Source organism: Streptomyces sp. DS1-CR2 (assembly GCF_055760475.1).
Window position 1 is genome coordinate 4756192 of the sequence record NZ_CM147085.1, and the last position, 23371, is coordinate 4779562.

17 protein-coding genes are annotated in these 23371 nt (G+C 70.7%); 11 read left to right on the forward strand and 6 right to left on the reverse strand.

The features are described 5' to 3' along the window. Window positions 1–158 precede the first annotated feature (158 nt). From ACY0PA_RS22845 to ACY0PA_RS22870, 6 genes are all read left to right on the forward strand, one after another. Window positions 159–1190 carry an MraY family glycosyltransferase gene (locus ACY0PA_RS22845; protein WP_473079576.1) on the forward strand — a complete coding sequence of 344 codons (1032 nt, stop codon included), beginning with the start codon at window positions 159–161 and terminating at the stop codon, window positions 1188–1190. A 160-nt stretch (window positions 1191–1350) separates the two neighbouring features. Further along, on the forward strand, window positions 1351–3204 hold the full coding sequence (gene dnaK / locus ACY0PA_RS22850; RefSeq protein ID WP_473079577.1) for a molecular chaperone DnaK: 1854 nt from the start codon (window positions 1351–1353) through the stop codon (window positions 3202–3204). Continuing rightward, the gene (grpE, locus tag ACY0PA_RS22855) at window positions 3201–3899 is read left to right on the forward strand and encodes a nucleotide exchange factor GrpE (RefSeq protein WP_473079578.1); all 699 of its coding nucleotides are present in this window, start codon (window positions 3201–3203) and stop codon (window positions 3897–3899) included. Before dnaK ends, grpE begins: the two co-directional genes overlap by 4 nt. A 33-nt stretch (window positions 3900–3932) precedes the next feature. Next, the gene (gene dnaJ / locus ACY0PA_RS22860) at window positions 3933–5123 is read left to right on the forward strand and encodes a molecular chaperone DnaJ (RefSeq protein ID WP_473079579.1); all 1191 of its coding nucleotides are present in this window, start codon (window positions 3933–3935) and stop codon (window positions 5121–5123) included. Between the two features lie 4 nt (window positions 5124–5127). Beyond that, window positions 5128–5592: a heat shock protein transcriptional repressor HspR gene (locus tag ACY0PA_RS22865; RefSeq protein WP_473079580.1), complete on the forward strand. Its 465-nt coding sequence runs from the start codon at window positions 5128–5130 to the stop codon at window positions 5590–5592. Window positions 5593–6193: 601 nt separating this feature from the next. Then, window positions 6194–7321: a substrate-binding domain-containing protein gene (locus ACY0PA_RS22870; protein WP_473079581.1), complete on the forward strand. Its 1128-nt coding sequence runs from the start codon at window positions 6194–6196 to the stop codon at window positions 7319–7321. 204 nt (window positions 7322–7525) lie between these two features. Here the strand turns inward: ACY0PA_RS22870 and ACY0PA_RS22875 are convergent, their stop codons facing one another. Together ACY0PA_RS22875 and ACY0PA_RS22880 are read right to left on the reverse strand one after the other, a co-directional pair. Then, complete coding sequence (locus ACY0PA_RS22875; protein WP_473079582.1) at window positions 7526–8503, reverse strand: LuxR C-terminal-related transcriptional regulator; 978 nt, start codon at window positions 8501–8503, stop codon at window positions 7526–7528. A 23-nt stretch (window positions 8504–8526) separates the two neighbouring features. Continuing rightward, window positions 8527–9510, reverse strand: coding sequence for a helix-turn-helix transcriptional regulator (locus ACY0PA_RS22880; protein ID WP_473079583.1), 984 nt, complete (start codon window positions 9508–9510; stop codon window positions 8527–8529). Between the two features lie 309 nt (window positions 9511–9819). On the opposite strand from ACY0PA_RS22880, the gene ACY0PA_RS22885 reads away from it, so the two are divergent. After that, the gene (locus ACY0PA_RS22885; RefSeq protein ID WP_356276626.1) at window positions 9820–10164 is read left to right on the forward strand and encodes a hypothetical protein; all 345 of its coding nucleotides are present in this window, start codon (window positions 9820–9822) and stop codon (window positions 10162–10164) included. Window positions 10165–10264: 100 nt separating this feature from the next. Here ACY0PA_RS22885 and ACY0PA_RS22890 read toward each other — a convergent pair whose 3' ends face one another. Next, complete coding sequence (locus ACY0PA_RS22890; RefSeq protein WP_473079584.1) at window positions 10265–10693, reverse strand: pyridoxamine 5'-phosphate oxidase family protein; 429 nt, start codon at window positions 10691–10693, stop codon at window positions 10265–10267. A gap of 141 nt (window positions 10694–10834) precedes the next feature. On the opposite strand from ACY0PA_RS22890, the gene clpB reads away from it, so the two are divergent. Together clpB and ACY0PA_RS22900 are read left to right on the forward strand one after the other, a co-directional pair. Beyond that, window positions 10835–13450 carry an ATP-dependent chaperone ClpB gene (clpB, locus tag ACY0PA_RS22895; RefSeq protein WP_473079585.1) on the forward strand — a complete coding sequence of 872 codons (2616 nt, stop codon included), beginning with the start codon at window positions 10835–10837 and terminating at the stop codon, window positions 13448–13450. 126 nt (window positions 13451–13576) lie between these two features. Continuing rightward, window positions 13577–14116, forward strand: coding sequence for a type III secretion system chaperone family protein (locus ACY0PA_RS22900; protein WP_473079586.1), 540 nt, complete (start codon window positions 13577–13579; stop codon window positions 14114–14116). A 17-nt stretch (window positions 14117–14133) separates the two neighbouring features. Here the strand turns inward: ACY0PA_RS22900 and ACY0PA_RS22905 are convergent, their stop codons facing one another. Next, window positions 14134–15345, reverse strand: coding sequence for a hypothetical protein (locus tag ACY0PA_RS22905; RefSeq protein ID WP_473079587.1), 1212 nt, complete (start codon window positions 15343–15345; stop codon window positions 14134–14136). Window positions 15346–15817: 472 nt separating this feature from the next. On the opposite strand from ACY0PA_RS22905, the gene ACY0PA_RS22910 reads away from it, so the two are divergent. Beyond that, window positions 15818–16057, forward strand: coding sequence for a hypothetical protein (locus tag ACY0PA_RS22910; RefSeq protein WP_356276614.1), 240 nt, complete (start codon window positions 15818–15820; stop codon window positions 16055–16057). Then, the gene (locus ACY0PA_RS22915; RefSeq protein WP_473079588.1) at window positions 16051–17952 is read left to right on the forward strand and encodes an HEXXH motif domain-containing protein; all 1902 of its coding nucleotides are present in this window, start codon (window positions 16051–16053) and stop codon (window positions 17950–17952) included. The genes ACY0PA_RS22910 and ACY0PA_RS22915 overlap by 7 nt, the downstream gene beginning before the upstream one ends. Before the next feature lie 50 nt (window positions 17953–18002). Here the strand turns inward: ACY0PA_RS22915 and fxsT are convergent, their stop codons facing one another. Next, window positions 18003–22253 (reverse strand): FxSxx-COOH system tetratricopeptide repeat protein, encoded by a 4251-nt coding sequence (gene fxsT / locus ACY0PA_RS22920; protein WP_473079589.1) that lies wholly within the window; start codon window positions 22251–22253, stop codon window positions 18003–18005. Then, a complete protein-coding gene (locus ACY0PA_RS22925; protein ID WP_473079590.1) occupies window positions 22250–23368 on the reverse strand; it encodes an AAA family ATPase in 1119 nt (372 codons plus the stop codon). The genes fxsT and ACY0PA_RS22925 overlap by 4 nt, the downstream gene beginning before the upstream one ends. Between the last annotated feature and the right edge of the window lie 3 nt (window positions 23369–23371).

Sequence of the window (23371 nt, forward strand, 5' to 3'; positions counted from 1 at the left end):
ATCTGCGTCGCTGAGGCCACCCTGGGTCGACAGCGAAAGCGGATCGTGTTATTCACTCCATATTGCGACATAAGCGACTAGCTTATGAAGGTCTCCGACCGGGCGTGCCCCTCCGGTGTCACCCCGATACCGCAAACCGAGCTGACGGGACGTCCGCCGTGTCCTACGGGATCGCCGCCGCCGCGACCGCCCTGCCGGCGGCCTCCGCCCTCACCGCCCTGTTCCGTCTCGTCGCCCTTCGCACCGGATTCACCGTCCGGCGGGTGGGGCGCACGGGGCGGCGGACGCCGCGCCTGGGCGGCGCCGCCGTCGCCACGGTGACGGCCGTGGTCGCCACCGTCGGAGCCTGCACCGGACTCGTTCCGCTCGGCTCCGGCGCGCTGACGCTGCTGATCGCGGCCGGGGCCGTCGCCGCGCTCGGGTTCCTCGACGATGTGCGGCCGCTGGGGGCGCGGGCCCGCGTCGTCGTCGAGGCGGGGGCGGCGACCTTCGTCGTGCACACCGCTCAACTCGGCTTTCTGGTCGGCGCGCTGGCCGTCCTGTGGATCGTCTTCTTCACCAACGCCTGCCGGCTCTTCGACGCCTCGGACGGGGCGCTCGGCACCGTCGCCGTCGTGACCGCGCTCGGCCTGAGCGCCTGCGCCACCGCCCAGGGGCTCGGCCCGCTCGCCGCCACTCTCGGGGTGCTCGCGGCGGCGCTCACCGGGTTCCTCATGCACAACTGGTACCCCGCGCGGATGCACCTCGGGAGCTGCGGGTCCCTGTTCACGGGCTTCCTGCTGGCGTCCGCCGCGGTCCTGGTGAACGCGGGCCACGAGGCGCTGCCGGGCGCGGGCTCGCTGTTCGCCGTGACGGTCGTGGTGACGGCGGACGCGGCCCTCGTGGCGGTGTCGCGGCGGCGCGCGGGGCGGCCGCTCTTCCAGGGCGGCGCCGACCACATCGCGCACCGGCTCCGCCTGCTCGGCCTCACCCCGCGGGGCGTGGCGGTGGTGCTCGGCGTCGCGTCGCTCGCCGGTGCGGTGACCGGACTCCTGCTGCACGACGGGACGCTGGATCCGCTGACCGCGCTGTGGCCGCTCTGTGCGGCGGCCGGGGCCGTCGCCGGGCTGCTGCGGGTGCCGGTCTACGGGGTGCGGCGGCGGGTTCAGCGGCCCGTACGGACCGCTGTTGTGGACGTCGCAGGTTCATGACGAAGGTCCCGACGCGGTAGCTGACCTGCACGTATCCCCCTGGCTGCCGTAAGCGCTACATAAAAGTTGAGTCGGCTCGACTCAGCTCTGTTGACTGAACAGCGGCCGTCATGCATCCTTGAGCCAGATCCACTCAAGTAGTCATGCTGGAGGAATTGAAATGGCACGTGCGGTCGGCATCGACCTGGGCACGACTAACTCCGTCGTCAGCGTTCTCGAAGGCGGCGAGCCCACCGTCATCACCAACGCCGAGGGCGCCAGGACCACGCCGTCCGTCGTCGCCTTCGCCAAGAACGGCGAGGTGCTCGTCGGTGAGGTCGCGAAGCGCCAGGCTGTCACCAACGTCGACAGGACGATCCGTTCGGTCAAGCGCCACATGGGCACTGACTGGAAGATCGAGATCGACGGCAAGGGCTTCAACCCGCAGCAGATGAGCGCCTTCATCCTGCAGAAGCTCAAGCGTGACGCCGAGGCCTACCTGGGCGAGAAGGTCCAGGACGCGGTCATCACCGTCCCGGCGTACTTCAACGACTCCGAGCGCCAGGCGACGAAGGAGGCCGGCGAGATCGCCGGTCTGAACGTCCTGCGTATTGTCAACGAGCCGACGGCCGCTGCCCTGGCCTACGGTCTCGACAAGGACGACCAGACCATTCTCGTCTTCGACCTCGGCGGCGGCACCTTCGACGTCTCGCTGCTCGAGATCGGCGACGGCGTCGTCGAGGTGAAGGCCACGAACGGCGACAACCACCTCGGTGGTGACGACTGGGACCAGCGCGTCGTCGACTACCTGGTCAAGCAGTTCAACAACGGCCACGGCGTGGACCTCTCCAAGGACAAGATGGCGCTCCAGCGCCTGCGCGAGGCCGCCGAGAAGGCCAAGATCGAGCTCTCGTCCTCGACCGAGACCACGATCAACCTGCCCTACATCACGGCGTCCGCCGAGGGCCCGCTGCACCTGGACGAGAAGCTCACGCGCGCCCAGTTCCAGCAGCTCACGTCCGACCTTCTGGAGCGCTGCAAGACGCCGTTCCACAACGTCATCAAGGACGCGGGCATCCAGCTCTCCGAGATCGACCACGTCGTTCTCGTCGGTGGCTCGACCCGTATGCCCGCCGTCGCGGAGCTCGTCAAGGAGCTGACCGGCGGTCAGGACGCCAACAAGGGCGTGAACCCGGACGAGGTCGTCGCCATCGGCGCCGCCCTGCAGGCCGGTGTCCTCAAGGGTGAGGTCAAGGACGTCCTGCTCCTCGACGTGACCCCGCTGTCCCTCGGTATCGAGACCAAGGGAGGGATCATGACGAAGCTCATCGAGCGCAACACCACGATCCCGACCAAGCGTTCCGAGATCTTCACGACGGCCGAGGACAACCAGCCGTCCGTGCAGATCCAGGTCTACCAGGGCGAGCGCGAGATCGCGGCGTACAACAAGAAGCTCGGGATGTTCGAGCTCACCGGTCTGCCGCCGGCCCCGCGTGGTGTCCCGCAGATCGAGGTCGCCTTCGACATCGACGCCAACGGCATCATGCACGTGACCGCGAAGGACCTGGGCACGGGCAAGGAGCAGAAGATGACCGTCACCGGCGGCTCCTCGCTGCCGAAGGACGAGGTCGACCGGATGCGCCAGGAGGCCGAGCAGTACGCGGACGAGGACCACCGTCGCCGCGAGGCCGCCGAGACCCGTAACCAGGGCGAGCAGCTCGTCTACCAGACGGAGAAGTTCCTCAAGGACAACGAGGAGAAGGTCCCCGGCGAGGTGAAGACCGAGGTCGAGGAGTCCATCGCCGAGCTGAAGGAGAAGCTCAAGGGCGAGGACACCGCCGAGATCCGCACCGCCACCGAGAAGGTCGCCGCCGTCTCGCAGAAGCTGGGCCAGGCCATGTACGCCGACGCCCAGGGCGCGCAGGCCGCGGGCGGTCCCGAGGCCGGAGCCCCGGGCGACGAGCACAAGGCCGCTGATGACGACGTCGTCGACGCCGAGATCGTCGACGAGGACCGTAAGGACGGTGCCGCGTGACGGAGGAGACCCCGGGCTTCAGCGAGAGCGACAAGCCTGACGTCCCCTCCGGCGCCACCCCCGACGACGCCGAGCCGAAGGCCGCTCCCTCGCCCGACAAGGGCGAGGGAGCGGCCCCGGCCGGGGACGCAGCAGCAGGAGCCGCTTCGGCGGTTCAGAACGTAGGCCTGACGGCCCAGCTGGACCAGGTACGCATGGCGCTCGGCGAGCGCACCGCGGACCTCCAGCGGCTCCAGGCCGAGTACCAGAACTACCGTCGCCGGGTGGAGCGGGACCGGGTCATGGTCAAGGAGGTCGCGGTCGCGGGCCTTCTGACCGAGCTCCTTCCCGTACTCGACGACATCGGCCGGGCCCGCGAGCACGGCGAGCTGGTCGGCGGCTTCAAGTCGGTCGCCGAGTCGCTCGAGATGGTCGCCGCCAAGATGGGGCTCCAGCAGTTCGGCAAGGAGGGCGAGCCCTTCGACCCGACGATCCACGAGGCCCTGATGCACTCGTACGCGCCGGACGTCACCGAGACGACCTGCGTCGCGATCCTGCAGCCGGGCTACCGGATCGGCGAGCGCACCATCCGCCCCGCGCGGGTGGCCGTGGCCGAACCGCAGCCCGGGGCCCAGCCGGCCAAGGGCGAGTCCGCCAAGGGCAGGGAATCGGCTGCCGCCGACGACGAGGAGAGCGGTGGCCCGGACGAGGGCTGACGTCAGTAAGCAGCGAGAGGAGGGACGTCGAGGATGAGCACGAAGGACTTCATCGAGAAGGACTACTACAAGGTCCTCGGCGTCCCCAAGGACGCCACCGACGCCGAGATCAAGAAGGCGTACCGCAAGCTCGCCCGTGAGAACCACCCCGATGCCAACAAGGGCAACGCCAAGGCGGAGGACCGCTTCAAGGAGATCTCCGAGGCGAACGACGTCCTCGGTGACCCCAAGAAGCGCAAGGAGTACGACGAGGCCCGCACCCTGTTCGGCAACGGCGGATTCCGTCCGGGGCCGGGCGGGCCGGGCGGCGGCTCCTTCAACTTCGACCTGGGCGACCTCTTCGGAGGCGGCGCCCAGGGCGGTACGGCGGGGGGTGCCGGCGGGTTCGGCGGCGGACTCGGGGACGTCTTCGGCGGCCTGTTCAACCGGGGCGGCGCGGGCACCGGCACGCGCACGCAGCCGCGCCGCGGTCAGGACATCGAGTCCGAGGTCACCCTCAGCTTCACCGAGGCGGTCGACGGGGCGACGGTGCCGCTGCGTATGTCGTCGCAGGCGCCCTGCAAGGCCTGTTCCGGCACCGGCGACAAGAACGGCACACCGCGCGTGTGCCCGACCTGCGTCGGCACGGGCCAGGTCTCGCGCGGCGGCGGCGGCGGTTTCTCGCTGACCGACCCGTGCGTGGACTGCAAGGGCCGCGGCCTGATCGCGGAGACCCCCTGCGAGGTCTGCAAGGGGTCGGGCCGCGCGAAGTCCTCCCGGACGATGCAGGTCCGCATCCCGGCCGGCGTCTCGGACAACCAGCGCATCCGGCTGCGCGGCAAGGGCGCACCGGGCGAGCGGGGCGGCCCCGCGGGCGACCTGTACGTGGTCGTGCACGTGGACTCCCACCCGGTCTTCGGCCGCAAGGGCGACAACCTCACGGTCACGGTCCCGGTCAGCTACCCGGAGGCCGCGCTGGGCGGCGAGGTCAAGGTCCCCACGCTCGGCGGACCCCCGGTCACGCTCAAGCTGCCCCCGGGCACGCCGAACGGGCGGACGATGCGGGCCCGCGGCAAGGGCGCCGTCCGCAAGGACGGCACCCGTGGCGATCTGCTCGTCACGGTGGAGGTTTCGGTCCCCACGGATCTGACCGACACCGCGAAGGACGCCCTTGAGGCGTACCGAAAGGCGACTGCGGAGACCGATCCGCGGGCAGAACTGTTCCAGGCCGCGAAGGGAGCATGAGCGTATGGACGGCCGTCGACGACAGAGTTCCTTTGTTGGCAGGGCCTACGAGCTGACCGACGAGACTCCGGTCTATGTCATCTCGGTGGCCGCCCAGCTCAGCGGGCTGCATCCGCAGACCCTGCGCCAGTACGACCGTCTCGGCCTGGTCTCCCCGGACCGCACGGCCGGGCGGGGCCGGCGCTACTCGGCCCGCGACATCGAACTGCTGCGCACCGTCCAGCAGTTGTCGCAGGACGAGGGCATCAACCTCGCGGGTATCAAGCGCATCATCGAACTGGAGAACCAGGTCGCTGCGCTGCAGGCCCGGGTGGCCGAGCTCTCCTCCGCGGTGGAGGGCGCGGCCGCCGCGATGCAGCAGCGCGAGGCGGCCGTCCACGCCTCCTACCGGCGGGACCTGGTCCCGTACCAGGAGGTCCAGCAGACGAGCGCGCTCGTGGTGTGGCGGCCCAAGCGGCCGAAGGACTGACCTGTGTCCAGCTGACCTGTGTGCGTACGTGAAGGGGCCTGGAGGCCGCCGACAGTTGTCGGCCTCCAGGCCCCTTCACGTGTCCCTCGTGTCCCTCTGCGCCGCCCCGACGCCTCCCACACGGCGATGGCGAGGACCGCGCAGCCGCTCCGCCGAGAGGGAGGAGCGTAATGGCCGCATTCTGCCCATCGCCTGCCTATGTCCATCAGTTGTGCGGCCCTCGGCAGCGGTGTCACGAGATGACCTGCGCGTTCGTGAAGGGGGCAGCCGGGCCTGCTGTCCGGAGGGCAGTGAGGGGCAGATTTGGGACACGCTGCCGCGGGCGCGGGGCGCCGAAGCGGCGGTGGCGTGAACAGGGTGCGGAGGAGGCGTGGGGGAACCGTGACTTTGCTCACCGAAGGGGTCGGGCGCGGTCGGGGCGGACGGCTGTGACGGTTGTGGCTACTGGGGTTACCCGGGGTACGGGCGGGTTATATCTCCGGAACGCATGGACCCGATTACGAGTCGTTACGTATTCACCTCTTGACGCTGTGTTTAAGGCGGAGTTGGCTTCCAGCCACCTCGGCCGCAACGACGCGGTCACTTCAGGGAGGTAGGGAAAGTGAATCCGCGTACGAAGCGCGCCGTCGTTGCCGGCGTTGCGTCCGCCATGGCAGTGGCTCTCACCGGGTGCGGCAGCAGCTGGCTCGAGCCGGAGAGCGACTCCGCGGGCAAGGCGTCCGCCCGGCAGAACAAGGACCTGAAGATCGGCGTCCTCATGCCGGAGAAGGAGACTGCCCGCTACGAGAAGTTCGACTATCCGCACATCAAGAAGGAAGTCGAGGGCCTCACCAGCGGCAAGGGCCGTGTCCTCTACGCCAACGCGGAACAGAACGCGAAGCGCCAGGAGAGACAGGTCGACCAGATGATCGCCGACCGGGTCGACGTACTCATCCTGGACGCGGTCGACTCCAAGTCCATCGCGGGATCGGTCAAGAAGGCCAAGGACGCGGGCATCCCCGTCATCGCCTACGACCGCCTGGCCGAGGGCCCCGTCGACGGCTATGTGTCGTTCGACAGCGACCAGGTCGGCCATGTGCAGGGCATGGCGCTCCTCAAGGCGCTGGGCAGCAAGGCGTCCAAGAACAGCCGGATCGTCATGATGAACGGCTCGGTCACCGACCCGAACGCCGCGCTCTACAAGGACGGCGCCCTGGTCGAGCTCAAGGACCAGGTGACGATCTCGAAGTCGTACGACACCAAGGACTGGAAGCCGGAGAACGCGCGGGCCAACATGACCGCCGCCATCCAGGCCATCGGCGCGCAGAACATCGCCGGTGTGTACTCCGCGAACGACGGCATGGCGGGCGGCGTCATCACCGCCCTCAAGGCCGCCGGTGTCACCGACCTCCCGCCGGTGACCGGCCAGGACGCCGAACTCGCCGCTGTGCAGCGCATCGTGTCGGGCGATCAGTACATGACGGTCTACAAGCCGTACCCCGAAGAGGCGTCCACCGCCGCACAGATGGCCGTCCTCTACGCGCAGCAGCGCGACATCGAGTTCGACGCCCTCGCGAAGGACCGCGTCGACAGCCCGACCACCCCCAATGTGCCGTCGCTCCTGGTCCAGGTCGTCCCGATGACGCGGAGCGACATCAAGTCGACGGTGGTCAAGGACGGGATCTACAAGGTCGGGGACATCTGCACGACGAAGTACGCGGCGGACTGTGCGCGGATCGGGCTGAAGTAGCCGGCCGATCGCACGGCGCCCCTCCCGTTGGCGCGGGGCGCCGTGTCCGCTCAGCCGCGGGTGATCGTGAACCCGGCCGTGAGGGTCCGGGAGGCGCACGTCGATCGTGGTGACGGGCTCGTCCGCGTCGCCGATCGAGGCCGGCCACGCCGGGCCGGTTCGTCACACCGGCGTGGGCCTCGACCCGCAGTCTCGGAGCTGAGGTCAGCGATCGTGTTCCAGCATTCCGGACCGGCCGATGAGATAGCCCAGCTGGGCGCGGCTGTCGCTGCCGAGTGTGCTGGCGAGCTTGGCGATGTGGACGCGGACCGTGCGGATGTTCATGCCCAGGCGTTCGGCGATGACGGCGTCGTTGTGACCCTCGATCAGCAGCCCGGCTATGGTCCGCTGACGGGTGGGGACACCGCTCGTGACCGGGGTCCCCTGGCCCGTGTCGGGGAACATGGGGGTGGCCAGGCGCCACAGCCGTTCGAAGGTCGTGACCAGGTACGCGATCAGGGCGGGGTGCCGGATCTCCAGGGCGACCGTGCGGTCGGGGTTCGCCGGGATGAACGCGACGCTCCTGTCGAGCAGGATGAGCCGTTCGGTGACCTCGTCCAGGGTGCGGACCTCGACGTCGCCCTCCAACTGCTCGTAGTGGGCGAGCACCGCGGGCGAGTGACGGGACGTGTGCTGGTAGAGGGTGCGCATACGGCAGCCGCGGGCCAGCATGTCCTGTTCGCGCGGCAGGGCCGCGGCCAGGGGTGTCGGGGGGCGGTTCCCGCCGGGCTGGATGGTGAGCAGCTCCGCCTCGGACTCCGCCATGGCTTCGCCGATGGCGTCGTTGATGCGCTGGAAGCCGAGCAGCACCGTGAGCATGGGGGCGTGGGGGACGGCGGCGCGCTGTGCGTCGAGGGCCATCAGCGGCGCGAACGCCTCTGCCAGGCGAGCTTCGCGGCGGCGCTGCTGGGCGATCTCGTCTTCCATGGTGCGAAGGAGGCGGGGCAGGGCCACGGCCGGCGCGACGGGTGTGAGCCACTGGATGTCGTCGGCGGCGGTGTGCAGGAGACCGAATTCGAGAAGGCAGGGCGTGGGGTCGGCGTCCTCGCGGTGGATACGGCCTTCTCGCAGAGCGCGCGCGTACAGCTGTGAGCCGGCCGCGCACAGCTCCTCGACTCCATGGGGATGGACCTCGGCGGTCACGTGTGGCTCTCCTCCTTCGACATTCAGTGATCCTGGTCGAGGATTCCCGACTGCGCGATCAGAAAGCCGAGTTGCGCGCGGCTTCCGCTGCCCAGCGCGGCGGCGAGCTTGGCGATGTGGGCGCGGCAGGTGCGCACGTTCATGCCGAGGCGGCGGGCGATCGCCTCGTCCACGTGGCCTTCGATGAGCAGCTTGGCGATCGACCGCTGGACTCCGGTGATGCCGTCGGTCGGGGGTGCGTAGGGAGTCTCCTCCAGGAGGGGGACCCCGCGGCGCCACAGTTGCTCGAAGACCTTGGCCATGTATTCGACGAGGCCCGGATGCCGGAGTTCCAGGGCGACCGGGTGGTCTCCGGGGACCGGTATGAACGCGACGGTCCGGTCGAAGACCATCAGCCGCTCTATGAGTTCCTCAAGGGTGCGTATCTCTACGTTCCCCTTGGCCATGTGCTCGGCGTACACGAGAGTTCCCTGGCTGTGCCGGGCCGTGTGCTGGTAGAGCGTGCGCATCGTGATGCCGCGCGCGATGACCGCCTGGCCCCGTTCGAGCGCCTCCGTCAGGGAGTGCTCGCTGCGGCCGCCGCCGGGCTGGACCGTGAGGATCTCCGACTGGCACTCGGCGATGGCGAGTTCGATGGCCGCATTGATCCTGTTGATTCCTTCGAGCACGGTGACGGCGTGCGTCGTGGACAGATCCTGCGCACTGATGGCCATGAATGGCTCGAAGTATTCGGTCAGTTCGACCGCCAGGCTTCTTCGCTCCTGGATTTCCCGTTCGATGGGGTGGAGGCGCTGTGCCAGGGCGGCGGCGGGAGGAACCGGGCGGAGCCAGTGGGCGTCATCCGGGTCTGGGTGGAGAAGGGCGAAATCCATCAGGCAGGGAGCGGCCGTCACTTCGCTTCGGGCGATGCGGCCGGAACGCAGAGCACTGGCGTACAGCCGCCTGCCCTCGTCGCACAGTTCAGTCGTGGCATGAGGATGTGTCCGATATGCGTCATTCATGGTCATAGATCCACCCCCCAGGGTCCTGAACGTGCAGGAACATGATGCATCGATCCTGTGGTGTTTGGATGGCCGAATGAGCCATCGTCTAGTGAGTCGGGGGAGAGAAGCCATGGAAGTGAGGACGAAGCCCACTATGTGCAAGAAAATGCTTCGCTCGGTGATGGCTGTTGCCTTCTCCGCCGGTCTGGCTTTCGGTGTGCTCAGCACCCAGGACCTCTCCTGGAGTGGCACACCCGCCACTCACGCGTCCGCCGGAGAGAGCATCGCGCCTCCGGATCTTTCCTGGAGTGTCGCTCCCGTGGACGCGGCCGTATGACGACACCCCCCGACGACAGAACATTTCGCCGTGAGATGGCGACCGCCTACCGGTCCGGGTGGCATTTCATCGACCTCGCCACGGCGATTCCCCATCGCGGCGATTCGTTGATGGTCACCCTGTTCGGTGAGCCGATCGTCGTCGTGCGGGACGAGTTCGACGACGAGGAGATCCGGGCCTACCGGTGTCTTCGCCGCCCTCGGGGTGCCCCGCAGCCCGTGCGGTGCGCCATCAGGTACGGAATGGTCTTCGTCAACCTCGACCAGCGTGACCACCAGCTGGATCGGGAGGCGGGACCAGAAGTTCCGCGTACCGCCTCAGCCACCCCCCGCAGTGCCTGACGCGATTCCCCCGTCGTTGTAGATCGCGCAGGCGCTTCCCCCCGCAGCGGCGTCACCGTGGACCTGAACACGGTGGCGCCGCTGCAGCTTTGTGCCACCGTCACGAAGGCGACCCGTTTCCCGTCGCCCGCGTCAGCGTGATCTCGATGGCCACCCGGTCCGGGTTGGGCGCGGGCACGCGCTCGTAGCGCTCCGCGTACCGGCGTACCGCCTCCTCGACGCGGTCCGGCTCCGTGCGGACCACCGCGAGGCCCTCCAGCGTCGCCCAGCGCCGACCGTCGACCTGGCAGACCGCGACCCGGGCCCCGCCCTGAGCCGTTCCCGACCCCGCGAGCACGTGCGACACCTTCGCGCTCGACTTGTTCGCGATCACCCGCGCGAGGCCCGCCTCCGGGTCGTAGGTGACGCCGACCGGCACCACGTGCGGGGTGCCGTCGGGGCGCAGGGTCGTCAGCGTGCACAGGTGCCGCTCCCGCCAGAAGCCGAGGAAGGTCGGGTCGGGGTTCAGGGGGTCGTTCCGCTTGGCCATGCTCCGGAAGATATCCCCGTTCCAGGACATATCCCGCCCCGGGGTACCGGGCCCGTACCCTTGAGTGGAATCGACTCAACTTTGTGTATGCTGACAGGGTCACTGTGCTGGAGAGGTATACGCAAGGAGGAGAGTGCGCACGTGGACGCCGAGCTGACGAACCGGAGCCGGGACGCGATCAACGCGGCCACCAGTCGGGCCGTGTCCGGAGGGCATGCGGATCTGACTCCCGCGCATCTGCTTCTGGCGCTTCTTGAGGGCCGGGACAACGAGAACATCACGGATCTGCTGACGGCCGTCGAAGCCGATCAGGCCGCAGTGCGGTCCGGTGCCGAGCGGGTCCTCGGCGCGCTGCCCAGCGTGACCGGCTCGACCGTCGCGCCGCCCGGACCCAACCGGGAGCTGCTGGCGGTCATCGCGGACGCGGCGCAGCGCGCCGAGGAGCTCGGGGACGAGTACCTCTCCACCGAGCATCTGCTCATCGGCATCGCCGCGAAGGGCGGCACTGTCGCCGACGTACTGACGGAACAGGGGGCGAGCGCCGAGAAGCTGCTCGCCGCCTTCGAGAAGAGCAGGGGAGGGCGCCGGGTGACCACACCCGACCCCGAGGGCCAGTACAAGGCCCTGGAGAAGTTCGGCACCGATTTCACCGCCGCCGCGCGCGAGGGCAGGCTCGACCCCGTCATCGGGCGCGATCAGGAGATCCGGCGCGTGGTGCAGGTGCTGTCCCGCCGTACGAAGAACAACCCCGTCCTGATCGGTGAGCCCGGCGTCGGCAAGACCGCCGTCGTCGAGGGGCTCGCCCAGCGGATCGTGAAGGGGGACGTGCCGGAGTCGCTCAAGAACAAGCGGCTCGTCTCGCTGGACCTGGGTGCGATGGTCGCCGGCGCGAAGTACCGCGGCGAGTTCGAGGAGCGCCTCAAGACCGTTCTCTCCGAGATCAAGGAGAGCGACGGGCAGATCATCACGTTCATCGACGAGCTGCACACGGTCGTCGGGGCCGGGGCGGGCGGCGACTCGTCCATGGACGCGGGGAACATGCTGAAGCCGATGCTCGCGCGCGGCGAGCTGCGCATGGTCGGCGCGACCACGCTCGACGAGTACCGCGAGCGGATCGAGAAGGACCCGGCCCTGGAGCGCCGCTTCCAGCAGGTGCTGGTCGCCGAGCCGACGGTCGAGGACTCGATCGCGATCCTGCGCGGCCTCAAGGGCCGGTACGAGGCCCACCACAAGGTCCAGATCGCCGACAGCGCGCTCGTCGCCGCCGCGTCGCTCTCCGACCGGTACATCACGTCCCGTTTTCTGCCGGACAAGGCCATCGACCTCGTGGACGAGGCGGCGTCCCGGCTGCGTATGGAGATCGACTCGTCGCCCGTCGAGATCGACGAGCTCCAGCGCGCCGTCGACCGGCTGAAGATGGAGGAGCTGGCGCTCTCCAAGGAGACGGATCCGGCCGGCAAGCAGCGCCTGGAGAAGTTGCGGCGCGACCTCGCCGACAAGGAGGAGGAGCTGCGCGGCCTCACCGCCCGCTGGGAGAAGGAGAAGCAGTCCCTCAACCGCGTCGGTGAGCTGAAGGAGAAGCTCGACGAGCTGCGCGGCCAGGCCGAGCGCGCCCAGCGCGACGGTGACTTCGACACCGCCTCCAAGCTCCTCTACGGCGAGATCCCCACCCTGGAAAGGGACTTGGCGGCCGCCACGGAGGAAGAGGTGGAGGCGTCCAAGGCCGACACGATGGTCAAGGAGGAGGTCGGCCCGGACGACATCGCGGATGTGGTGGGGGCCTGGACCGGCATTCCGGCCGGGCGGCTCCTGGAGGGCGAGACGCAGAAGCTGCTGCGGATGGAGGACGAGCTCGGCAAGCGCCTGATCGGGCAGGGCGAGGCCGTACGCGCGGTGTCCGACGCCGTGCGCCGTACGCGCGCCGGGATCGCCGACCCCGACCGGCCCACCGGTTCCTTCCTGTTCCTCGGCCCGACCGGCGTCGGCAAGACCGAGCTGGCCAAGGCGCTCGCCGACTTCCTGTTCGACGACGAGCGGGCCATGATCCGCATCGACATGAGCGAGTACGGCGAGAAGCACTCCGTGGCGCGTCTCGTGGGCGCTCCTCCCGGCTACGTCGGGTACGAGGAGGGCGGCCAGCTCACCGAGGCGGTGCGCAGGCGCCCGTACAGCGTCGTCCTGCTCGACGAGGTGGAGAAGGCGCACCCGGAGGTCTTCGACGTCCTGCTCCAGGTGCTCGACGACGGGCGCCTCACGGACGGCCAGGGCCGCACGGTCGACTTCCGCAACACGATCCTCGTGCTCACCTCGAACCTCGGCAGTCAGTTCTTGAGCGGACACAGCCTGGTGGAGCCGACCACGAGCGAGGAGCAGAAGAAGCAGCAGGTCATGGACGTCGTACGGGCGACCTTCAAGCCGGAGTTCCTCAACCGGCTCGACGACCTCGTCGTCTTCTCCGCGCTGAACAAGGAGGAGCTGGAGCGGATCGCGAAGCTCCAGATCGGCCGGCTCGCCAAGCGGCTCGCCGAGCGGCGGCTCACCCTGGACGTCTCCGACGCGGCCCTGGCCTGGCTCGCAGAGGAGGGCAACGACCCCGCGTACGGCGCGCGGCCGCTGCGCCGCCTCGTGCAGACGGCGATCGGCGACCGGCTCGCGAAGGAGATCCTCTCCGGCGAGGTCACCGACGGCGACACGGTCCGCGTGGACGCCTCCGGCGACGGCCTGATCGTGGGCCCGGCCACCGGAAAGACGCTGTGACGCAGGGCGAACGCCGATGCCGGACCGAGTCGGGGCCACAACTCGGCCGATCCAACCGGTTGGGGGTTGTCACTTCCCACCCGGCATGGGGGAGGATGGCGGAATCCGTACGAAGGGACCAAGCACGTGAGCATCGACCCGTCCTCGATTCCGAACTTCGGGGGACAGCCCGAGCAGCCGCAGGGCTCAGGACCGGCGGGCCCCGTCGTCCCCGATCAGGACCTCGTCAAGCAGCTCCTGGAGCAGATGGAGCTCAAGTACGTCACCGACGAAGAGGGTGACCTCGCGGCTCCGTGGGAGGAGTTCCGCACGTACTTCATGTTCCGCGGCGAGGACGACCAGCAGGTCTTCTCGGTGCGGACGTTCTACGACCGCCCGCACGACCTGGAGACCAAGCCGGCGCTCCTCGAGACCATCGACGACTGGAACCGCCGCACCCTGTGGCCGAAGGTCTACAGCCACACCCACGACGACGGCACGGTCCGCCTCATCGGTGAGGCGCAGATGCTCATCGGCACGGGCGTCAGCCTGGAGCACTTCGTGTCGTCGACGGTCAGCTGGGTGCGCGCCGCCATCGAGTTCGACCGCTGGCTGGTCGAGCAGCTCGGCCTGGAGCAGGCCGTGGACTCCTCCGCCGACGACGAGAAGCCGTCCGACGACGAGTAGGCAGTTTCCGTAACTGCCTACAGGGCCCTGTGCGCGAACGCGACCAGATACGTCCCGTAGGAAAGTGAGAGCCCGGCCAGGGCGCCCACCACCAGGAGGGCGCTGCGCGGCCGGGCTTTCGCCGTTCGCGCCAGCGCGAGGGCCAGCGGCAGCAGCAGCGGGAACGCGGGCAGCAGGAAGCGCGGCTTGGACGGGAAGAAGCCGTCGCCGCCGAGCGCGATGAGCAGGAGTACGCCGCTGTAGACGACGAGTGGCAGCGGGGCCGCCCGCTCGGCGATGAGCAGCGCGAACAGCAGCACCGCGGCGGCGACGATCAGGACCGTCATGGGGAAGACGAAGCGGTCGCCCTTGAGCAGCAGATGCTGTACGACGCGCAGCGCGCCGGCGCCGAAGTCGAAGCGCGAACCCCAGTCCCGCTGCACGGCGAAGTAGCCGCCGAGCGGATCGCCCCGCTGGACACCGACCCACAGCACGTACCCGGTCCAGCCGAGCGGGGCGATCGCCGCTCCTGTCCACAGCCTGTGGGAAACGTTTCTGCCGCGCTTGCTGATCACCTCGTACGCCGCCGTGACGAGGATGGCGGCAGCGACCGCGAACCCGTTGGGGCGGGACACTCCGGCCAGCGAGGCGAGCGTGCCCGCCCAGATCCACCGGCCGGTCAGGACCGCGTACAGGGACCACGCGGCCAAGGCGGTGAGCAGCGGCTCGGTGTACGCCATCGTGAGGATCACGGAGTGCGGCAGCAGCCCCCACAGCAGGACGAGGAGGGCGGCGACCGGCCGGGAGTGCAGGCGCACCCCGATCGCGTAGATCCCGGCCGCGGCGGCCAGGGACGCGGTCCAGGCGATGAGCATCCCGGTGGCGCCGCCGCTGAGGGGGAGCACGGTCCGCACCGCGCGGACCAGGCCCGGGTAGAGCGGGAAGAACGCGAGGTCGTTGAAGGTGATGCCCGGCTTGTAGGGGATGGAGCGGCCGTAGCCGTCCGCGGCGATCCTGAGGTACCAGAGCGAGTCCCAGGACCGGCCGAGCAGGACGGTGGAGCGCTTTCCGGTCAGTGAGGCGGCGAGGCTCATCGCGGCGACGCCGGCGAGCCGGACCACGGCGAACAGGCCGAGTGCGGTGAGCAGGGGGGCGGCGGCCCTGAGCCGGGCCGAGCGGGAACGTGGTCCGGCGCCGGGCTCCGCGACGGGGACGGTGGCGGGGGCCGGGGCAAGTTGCTGCTGGGTCACATCTCCGCACCCTGCGGGCACCGCGCGGGGCGCGCGAGCCGGGAGGGTCCGCACGGGTGCCGATGGGGGACGGTCGGCGCGGCTGCGTGACAACGGGACGCGGGGAGGGCCCATGTCGGTCCGTCAGGAATGTGCCTCTGTACGACAGAAGCGGTGTAAGTGGCCGAGACGGGGACCCGTACCGCCGGAACGCATCAATTTCCCCACTGGGCACGCCAGTTGAGCACCTGGCCAACGGCCGGCCGCGGCACCGGATGCCGTCTCCCCCGGCCATGAATCGAACAATTCAAGCCTTGATGGCCACCGGGGCCCCTTTCGGCGCGGCTGACCACGGGCCACTATGGGAAGGAGGTGGGTCTGCGCCGCGGGGCCGCGAGCGGGAGCCGACAGGGGGAAGTTTGACGTGAGGACTTCTACGACTGACATCGAGACCGGTCTTGTCGATCTCAGCCGTTGGGGCCTTCAGGAGGCCATGGCACTGAGGGACCCGTTGGTGGCGGCGGCGCAGAACGCGCTGCTCGAGCATTTGACGGAGGACGCCGTCGGGCAGGTCGTGGCCGGCGGAGAAGGCAGTCCGCACTTCGGCGCGGAACAGCACGGCGGCACGGCCCCTCAGGAGCCACGGCACGAACACGGGCCGCCCGTGCTGTCCGGCCCCCTGTCCCCGTGCGACGGACCTGACGCGCCCGACCGGCCTGCCCTGCCGTGCTGACACGGCACCACGTGCCGGTCGCCGACCTGGAGGCCATCGCCACCGGCCGCGTCACCGCACCCACGGCGACCCGTATCGCGGCGGCGGAGCGCAGCCGGCGCATGCTCATGCTGCGGGCCCTGGCCGCCGCGGAAGCGGAACGCGGGACGGACGAGGGCGAGGGGCCGCTGCCCCCGCTGGGGCACGCCTTCGATCTGCTGGCCCGCGCGGAGGCCCACGATCCGCAGGCCGTGGCGAGCGTGCTCGGACATCCGCCGGTCGGGGTCTGGGCGGTCCGCCTGCTCGGGCGGCTGCGCAAGGGTGCCGAACCCGGGCCCGACGAGCCCCCGTTATGGCGTGAGGCGGGCTACGCGCACGCGCTCGCCGCGGCGGCCGCGCTGCGGGCGGGACTTCCCGCGCGCGTCCGCGTACCCGCCCGCGCGGGCAGGGTGATCCTGCCGACGGTGGGGCACGCCGTACTGGACGACGCCCCCCGCGGCCACGACGTCGCCACTGTGGAGATCGACGGGCGCGGCACGGCCCGCGTCACCCTCGGCCCGCACGCCCTCGAACTGCCCGCCGCCCCGCATCTGCCCGCCCCCGGCTGGCACCCTGCGCGCCTGCTGGGCTGGACCCCGCGCGAGCCGGGCCCCGGCGTCCTCCTGGACGACGCCGACCCCTACCGCGACTTCCGGTCCCCCTGGCCGCCCCCGGCCCCGCTCACCGACGCGGAGTCGGACACCTGGCAGCGGCATCTGCACGACGCGGCACGCCTTCTCGGGGCCCGTCACCCGGACGCGGCCCGCACGGTGCCGCTCGTCCTGAGCTCGCTCGTGCCCCTGCCGGGCACGCCCCGCTTCCGCGCCTCCAGCGCCTCGTACGCCGAGGCGTTCGGGAGCGCGCTGGTCTCCCTGCCGCGCGACGCCGTCGACTTCGCCGTCACCCTCGTCCACGAGTCACGGCACTCCGTGCTCAACGCCCTGAGCCACCAGATCCAGCTCGTCGACAGGGCGGCGCGCGGACCACGGCAGGACACGCTGCTCTACGCGCCCTGGCGCAGCGACCCGCGCCCGCCGTGGGGCCTGCTGCACGGCACGTACGCGTTCACCGGCGTCGCCGCCTTCTGGCGCACCGAACGGCACGCCCTGACCGGACCCCGGGCCGCCCTCGCGCACTTCGAGTTCGCCGTGTGGCGCGAGGCGGTGGCCATCGCCCTGCGCACGCTGTCCGCCCAGCCCGGGCTCACCCCGTGGGGCCGCCGCTTCGTCGACGGGATGGCGCGCCAGGCCGCTCCGTGGGCCGACGAGGAGGTACCGGCCGAGGCCCTCGCCCCGGCGGAGGCCGAACTCGCCGATCTGCGCGCCACGTGGTGCAGCCACAACCTCGCGCCCGACCCGGCCGCCACCCGCCTGCTCACCGACCACCGGCTCGGCGGCGGCCCCGGCGGGGAGGCGACCGCCCCGCTGTCCCGGCTGCGCGCGGACCCGCCGCCGCGCCTGCCCGAACTCCGGTGTGAGATGCGGCGGTTGCATCTCGCCGACGCAGGAACGTTCACCCCGGACACGCAAGCCCGGCTCTCCGGGGTGGACCGGTCCCCGGACCTCCTGGAGGCGGACATGTGCCTCCTGCGCGGCGGGCCGGCGAACGCGGCGCGGGCCGTCGACCGCTACCGCGCCGTCCTGGCCACTGCCCCCGGGACCCGCCCTGCCTGGGTCGGCCTCGGCCTCGCCCTGGAGGCATCCGGCGAGGACGCCCCGGCCACGGCCCTGCTGCACCGGCCCGAGCTGGTGCGGGCGCTCGCCCTGGACGCGCGGGCCCGCGGCGCGCGGACGCCCGACCCGCTGGAACTGGCCCGCTGGACCGCGCGGATCCCCGGACTCACCGCGCGGACCGCGACGGACGTGCCACAGCACTGACCCCGCCCGGAAGGGTCCCGGGCGGGGTCAGTGCGATGCAGCAGTCGACGTCACATCAGCAGCGGGTCGATGTCGCAGTTCGCGGGCCTGCCGTCCGCGGCCGCCGCCGTCGCCGGGTGGTCCTCGCCGAGGGTGCGTGCGTAACGCTCGGCCGTGTCGGCGTACAGCTCGTCCGCCTCGCCGTCACGCCGCAGCTGCCGCAGCCCGAGCGAGAGGTTGAGGGCCGTGGCGAGGGTGATGGGGTGGTCCTCGCCGAGGTGGGTGCGGCACAGGTCGAGCCCCCTCGTCGCGAGGTCCGCCGACGCCTGCATCTCGCCGAGCTCGAACAGGTCGGCGGCGAGATTCGCGGTGCAGGAAAGGGTGTTGGGGTGGTCCTCGCCGATCAGCTCGATCAGCTTCGCCCGCGAGTCCACGTCGCTCGCGCGGGCCTCCTCGGTCCGCCCGGCCAGGCGCAGACAGATCGCGTGGTTGACGCGTGCCGCCACGGAGTGCGGATGCCGCGCGCCGAGCAGTGCCTCGTACCCCTCGTACCCTTTCTGCCCGAGTTCGAGTGCGCGGGCGAGGTCGCCGCTGTGCCGTAGGTCGATGGCGTGCGAGGCGAGCGCGTTCACCGTCTGCGGGTACAGGTCGCCGTAGCGGGTCCGGAACATGACGAGGGACCGGCCGGACAGCTCCAGGGCCACGGCGTGCTGGCCGGCGCGCCGCTCGGCCACCGACAGGATCCGCATCGCGGAGATCGTGTTCGGGTGGCTGTCGCCGACGGTGTTGCGGAAGCGCTCCTCGACGTCGCGCGCCTGGTCGCGGGCGGCCAGGTACTCGCCGCCCTCCTGGAGGTCGACGCTCACCGCCGCCATGGTCGACAGCGTCGACACCGCGTTCTCGCCGAGCTCGGCGACCTTGCGGCTGTGCGTCAAGCGGTCGAGCGCGAGCGCCGCCCGGAAGTGCCCGATGAACCGCAGGTTCAGCGCGTGCCGGTGGGCGCTGAGGAGGGTGGAGGGGTCGTTGGGCCCGAAGAGGCGCTCGCAGGTCTCGAAGGCGTGCTTGTCGAGGTCGAGCGCCGCCTGGAAGTCGCCGCGCAGCCGCAGGTCCCAGGCGAGCATGCTGGTGATGTCGATCGTCGACTCGTGCTCGGGGCCGAGGACCTGGGTCATCCCGGCCAGCGTCCGCTGGTCGAGTTCGTACGCCTCCGAGTAGCGGCCCAGGATGCGCAGGGAGTTCGTGTAGATCCGGGCCGCGTTGAGTACGTGCTCGGCGGTGTCCCCGTCGGCCTCGCGCCAGGTGGTGTACGTCTCCCTGGCCAGGTCGAGGGAGCCCTGGTGGTCGCCCCAGTAGTACATGTACAGGATCTCGTTCAGGACGAGATTCCTCACCCACGGGTCCGTCGACTCGACGGCCCTGCTGTTGAGGACGTGCGGCAGCAGGTCGCCGTACTGCTGCCACCGGTGGGACTTGTCGGGCTCGCCCGCGTCGTCCTTGGCGAGCAGCCGGTGGGCGCCGGCGCGCATCTGCGACTTCAGCGGCTCCGTCATCTGGTTGATGAGGACGCGCTGGACCAGTCGGTGCAGCTGGATGGTGTTGGTCTCGTGGTTGATGCGCGCCAGCGCGTACCGGTTGATCTCGCGGATGGCGCGGCTGAGCCGGATCGGGTCACTGAGTGCCGCGCTGAGCTCCGGGGGCACGGGGGCGTCGCGGACGCCGGTGAGCAGACGCCGGGAGATCGGCTCGGGCGCGAAGAAGGCGCACATCTGCAGGAGTTGAAGAGCCGCGGGGTGGTGCTTGCGCAGCCGGTCCAGGGACACGTTCCAGGCCGCGGCGACGGACAGCGGATAGTCCACGGGCGGTTCGCTGACCATCAGCTCGTTGGCCTGCTGCTCGAACATGCGCAGGTATTCGTCCGCGGGCATGCCCGTCTCGGCCAGCCATACGGCGGCCTGCTCGATGCCCAGTGGCAGGTCGCCCAGCGTCTCGGCGAGCCGGTCCGCGGTCGCGTTGTCCAGGCTCGGTGCCCTCATCTGGAGCAGCGAACGGCTTTCCTCGCGGGTGAACACGTCGACCTCCAGGGGACGCGCCGACGAGGCCCACTGCGCGTTCCGTGAGGTGACGAGGATGCGGCCCGGACCGTTGGTCGGGAAGAACTCTCTTACGGACTCCGGGTCTTCCGCGTTGTCGAAGATGAGGAGCCAGTTCTTGAACGGCTCGCCGACGCGCAGGGCCTCGATGACGGCCGGCACCGCCGTGTTCGCCTCGCCACTGCCGACGTTCAGACCGAGCCGGCCCGCCAGCTGGACGAGGAACTGCCGGATCTGCTGCGGCTGTTCGGCGGGGATCCACCACACGATCTGGTACTCGTGCAGATGCCGGTACACGTATTCGACCGCGAGCTGGGACTTCCCGACGCCGCCCATGCCCTGGAGCGCCTCGGGGAGCACCGCCGTGGTCCCCTCCTGGAGCCTGCGGTGCAGGTCGTCCAGGAGCTGGACGCGGCCGGTGAAGGCACGGTTTCGGGGAGGGACGTTGCCCCAGACGGGGGGCGGCTTCTGCAGCGCGTCACCCCTTGCCCCGGCCTGGGTGGACTGCAAGCCGCTCACTACTTCGACCCTTTCTTCGTTGCCGTTGTCTTCCGGGGCGGTGGGCTCGGCCCCACCACCTAACCGACTGTGTTCTCCGGAGGTTGTGGTCACCCGGGGTGGAGGTTCGTCGAGGCGTGCCTCAAGCTCCCGGGCGGCGGTGGCGTGCGGTCCTGCCATGGCCGCGAATGCGGGCAGAATAGACGAAATCCATGGCCGTAAACCTTCCATGGAGACACTCCGCGCGCGATCCGGCTCGCGCAGAAGGGCGACGCCTTCCCCGTACGCCGGTACGGCGACCGCCAAATGGTCCAAGGCGAGCATCAGTGCGCGGGCCGTCTCGCCGCGCGTCCCGTCCGAGAGCAGCTCCCGCCGCACGCCGTCGTCGAATTCGAGCTCGACGCCCGGCCCGGCGGCCTCGTCCGGCTCCGCCTCCGTGCGCCGCAGCAGTCCGCTCAGAAGCAGCTCCGCCACGTGCCAGTTCCGCGCCCCGGGGATCAGCCCTTCCTGGAGCAGGCGCAGCACGTCGAGGTTGAGCGGGACGGCCGCGGAGAGGCGGGCCAGGTGGTAGGCGGTGGGGGAGAGCTGGGCCCGCACTGTCTTGACCTGGATGTCGGCGGGCAGCGCGGCGGCGGGCCTGCGCGCGACGGCTGTCTCGTCGCCGGGCGTCCAGTCCAGGACACGCACCGTGTAACCGCCCGTGCTGTCGTGCGCGAGGAAGCGGGCGAGGCCGCCGAGCCCTTCGGGGGTCAGCGTCACCACCGGCAGCCGCACCCCGTCGAAGCCGCCGGGCCCGTCGGCCTCGGCGGTGGGCAGGACCAGGCCCACGGGCTCGGCGGTCCAGGCGCTGTTGGGGGACGCGGGGCGCGGGCTGGTCAGCAGGAGGCTGCTGGTCTGTGTGCCCGCCCTCGCCCAGACGTGCTCCGGAAGCACATGGACGATCGCGACGGGCATCGTGCGGGCCCACCGGGCGAGCCTGCGCCGGGCGGTGCCGTCGCCCCAGTGGTCGGCGTGCAGATCGGTGAGGACGAGGACCAGATGCCGGCCGTCGGCGTCGCCGGCGACCTCGGAGCCCGCGCCGTCCTCCTGCCAGCGCACGGTCCGTACGTCGCGGAAGGCGCCGGAGCAGTGCAGGGTCTCGGCGAGGCGCTGCGCGGTGTGCGACCACAGCCGCATCGAGTCGCCGGAGTCCACGAGGAGCGTCACGGTCAGCCAGCGTTCCTGGCCCGGCTCCAGCTGGGGCAGCCACATGCCGGTCTCGGCGTGCAGCTCGGCGGTGGCCTCCTCGTTCAGGAAGACCTGGCTCCGGGAGGCGATGCGCCGCCGCAGCGGCTTCAGCGCCTTCTCGATCTCCCGCGACCGGTCGAGGGCGAAGCCGTTCCCGAGGCTCATGAGGAGCGAGTCCACATGGTCGCCGGGGTCCGGGGCCGGTCCGGACGGCCCGGGCGGGGGCACCGGCCGCTCTACGGGTTCCTCCGTGAGCTCCGGCACGGGGGCGTCCACGTCCTCGGGGCGCGGGCGCCCCTCTTCGGGCGCTTCGGGCAGCTCGGGCAGCGCGCCGGGCCGTGGCCTGCCGCGCCGGGCGTCCTTCAGCCGCAGCCAGCGCTGCGCGGCGAGCCACAGGACCTCGCCCGCCTCGTACCAGTGCGGCTGCGGGGACGCCTCGGCCAGCGATGCGGCACCCGGCCCGATACCGTCACCCGCCACGCCGCCGTGGGAGGGCGACCGGTTCATCCAGTGCCGACCTCGTCGAGCCGTCGCCACAGCGCGTGCAACAGCGTGCTCATGGACCCCTGGTCGGGGCCCGCGGGCGTGGTGCGCAGGAACTCCGAGTTGAGGAGCTGGTCCGCGGCGAGCGAGCCGCCGGTCCTCGCGTGGTTGAGGAAGTCGCGGATCATCGCCGTGCGCCCCTCGTCGTCCTGCGAGAGCTGCGCCGCCAGCATGGCGGCGAGCTGGCCCGCGTCGGGCGCGGGGAGATCGAGGTAGAGGCAGCGGCGCAGCAGGGCGGGCGGCAGCGTGCGCTCGCCGTTGCTCGTGATCACGACGACGGGGAACGCGGCGCAGCGCACCGCTCCGTGGTGGATGACCGCCGTGCCGTCCGGGTCGTCCGTGTGCACCTCGGCGTCGGGGAGCCTGGAGCGCACGCGGGCCAGTTCGGGGATGCGGAACTCGCCCTCTTCGAAGACGCTCAGCAGGTCGCCCGCGAGGTCAGTGTCGGACTTGTCGAACTCGTCGATGAGCAGGACGCGGGGGATCTCGCGGGGCAGCAACGCCGTGCCCAGCGGGCCCAGTTGGACGTAGTCGCCGAGGTTGTTCAGGCCGTCCGGGTCGGGTGCCGGATCGCCGGGGCCGGTGCCGGGCTGCGAGCCGCGCAGGGCGCCGCGGGTGGCCGCCTCCTGCACTCTGCCGATGGCGTCGTAGGCGTAGAGGCCCTCTTTGAGGGTGCTGCGGCTGGTGATCGACCAGCGCAGGACGCGGCCGAGGGAGAGTTCGCGGCTGATGCAGTGGGCGAGGCTCGACTTCCCGATGCCGGGAGGGCCCGCGACGATCAGCGGCCTGCGCAGGAACAGCGCGGCATTGACCAGATCGAGTTCCTGCTCGGAGGCCTTGCGGACGACGGCGCCGTCCGGCGGGCCGAGGCGGCGGGTGAACTCGTCCTCGTCGTCCGGGGGCGGACCGGAGATCAGGGGTGCGCCGGTGAAGCGGCGCCAGGGCGGGGGCGGAGGTAACTCGCGGGACACGGGGTCCTTGCCGCGGGGCCTCGCCGTGCCCCGGTAGATGCGCCATGCGCCGGGGTCGGCCGCGGCGCCGTCGGCCTGTGCCGGAACGTGCGGATCCCTGTCGGCCATCGA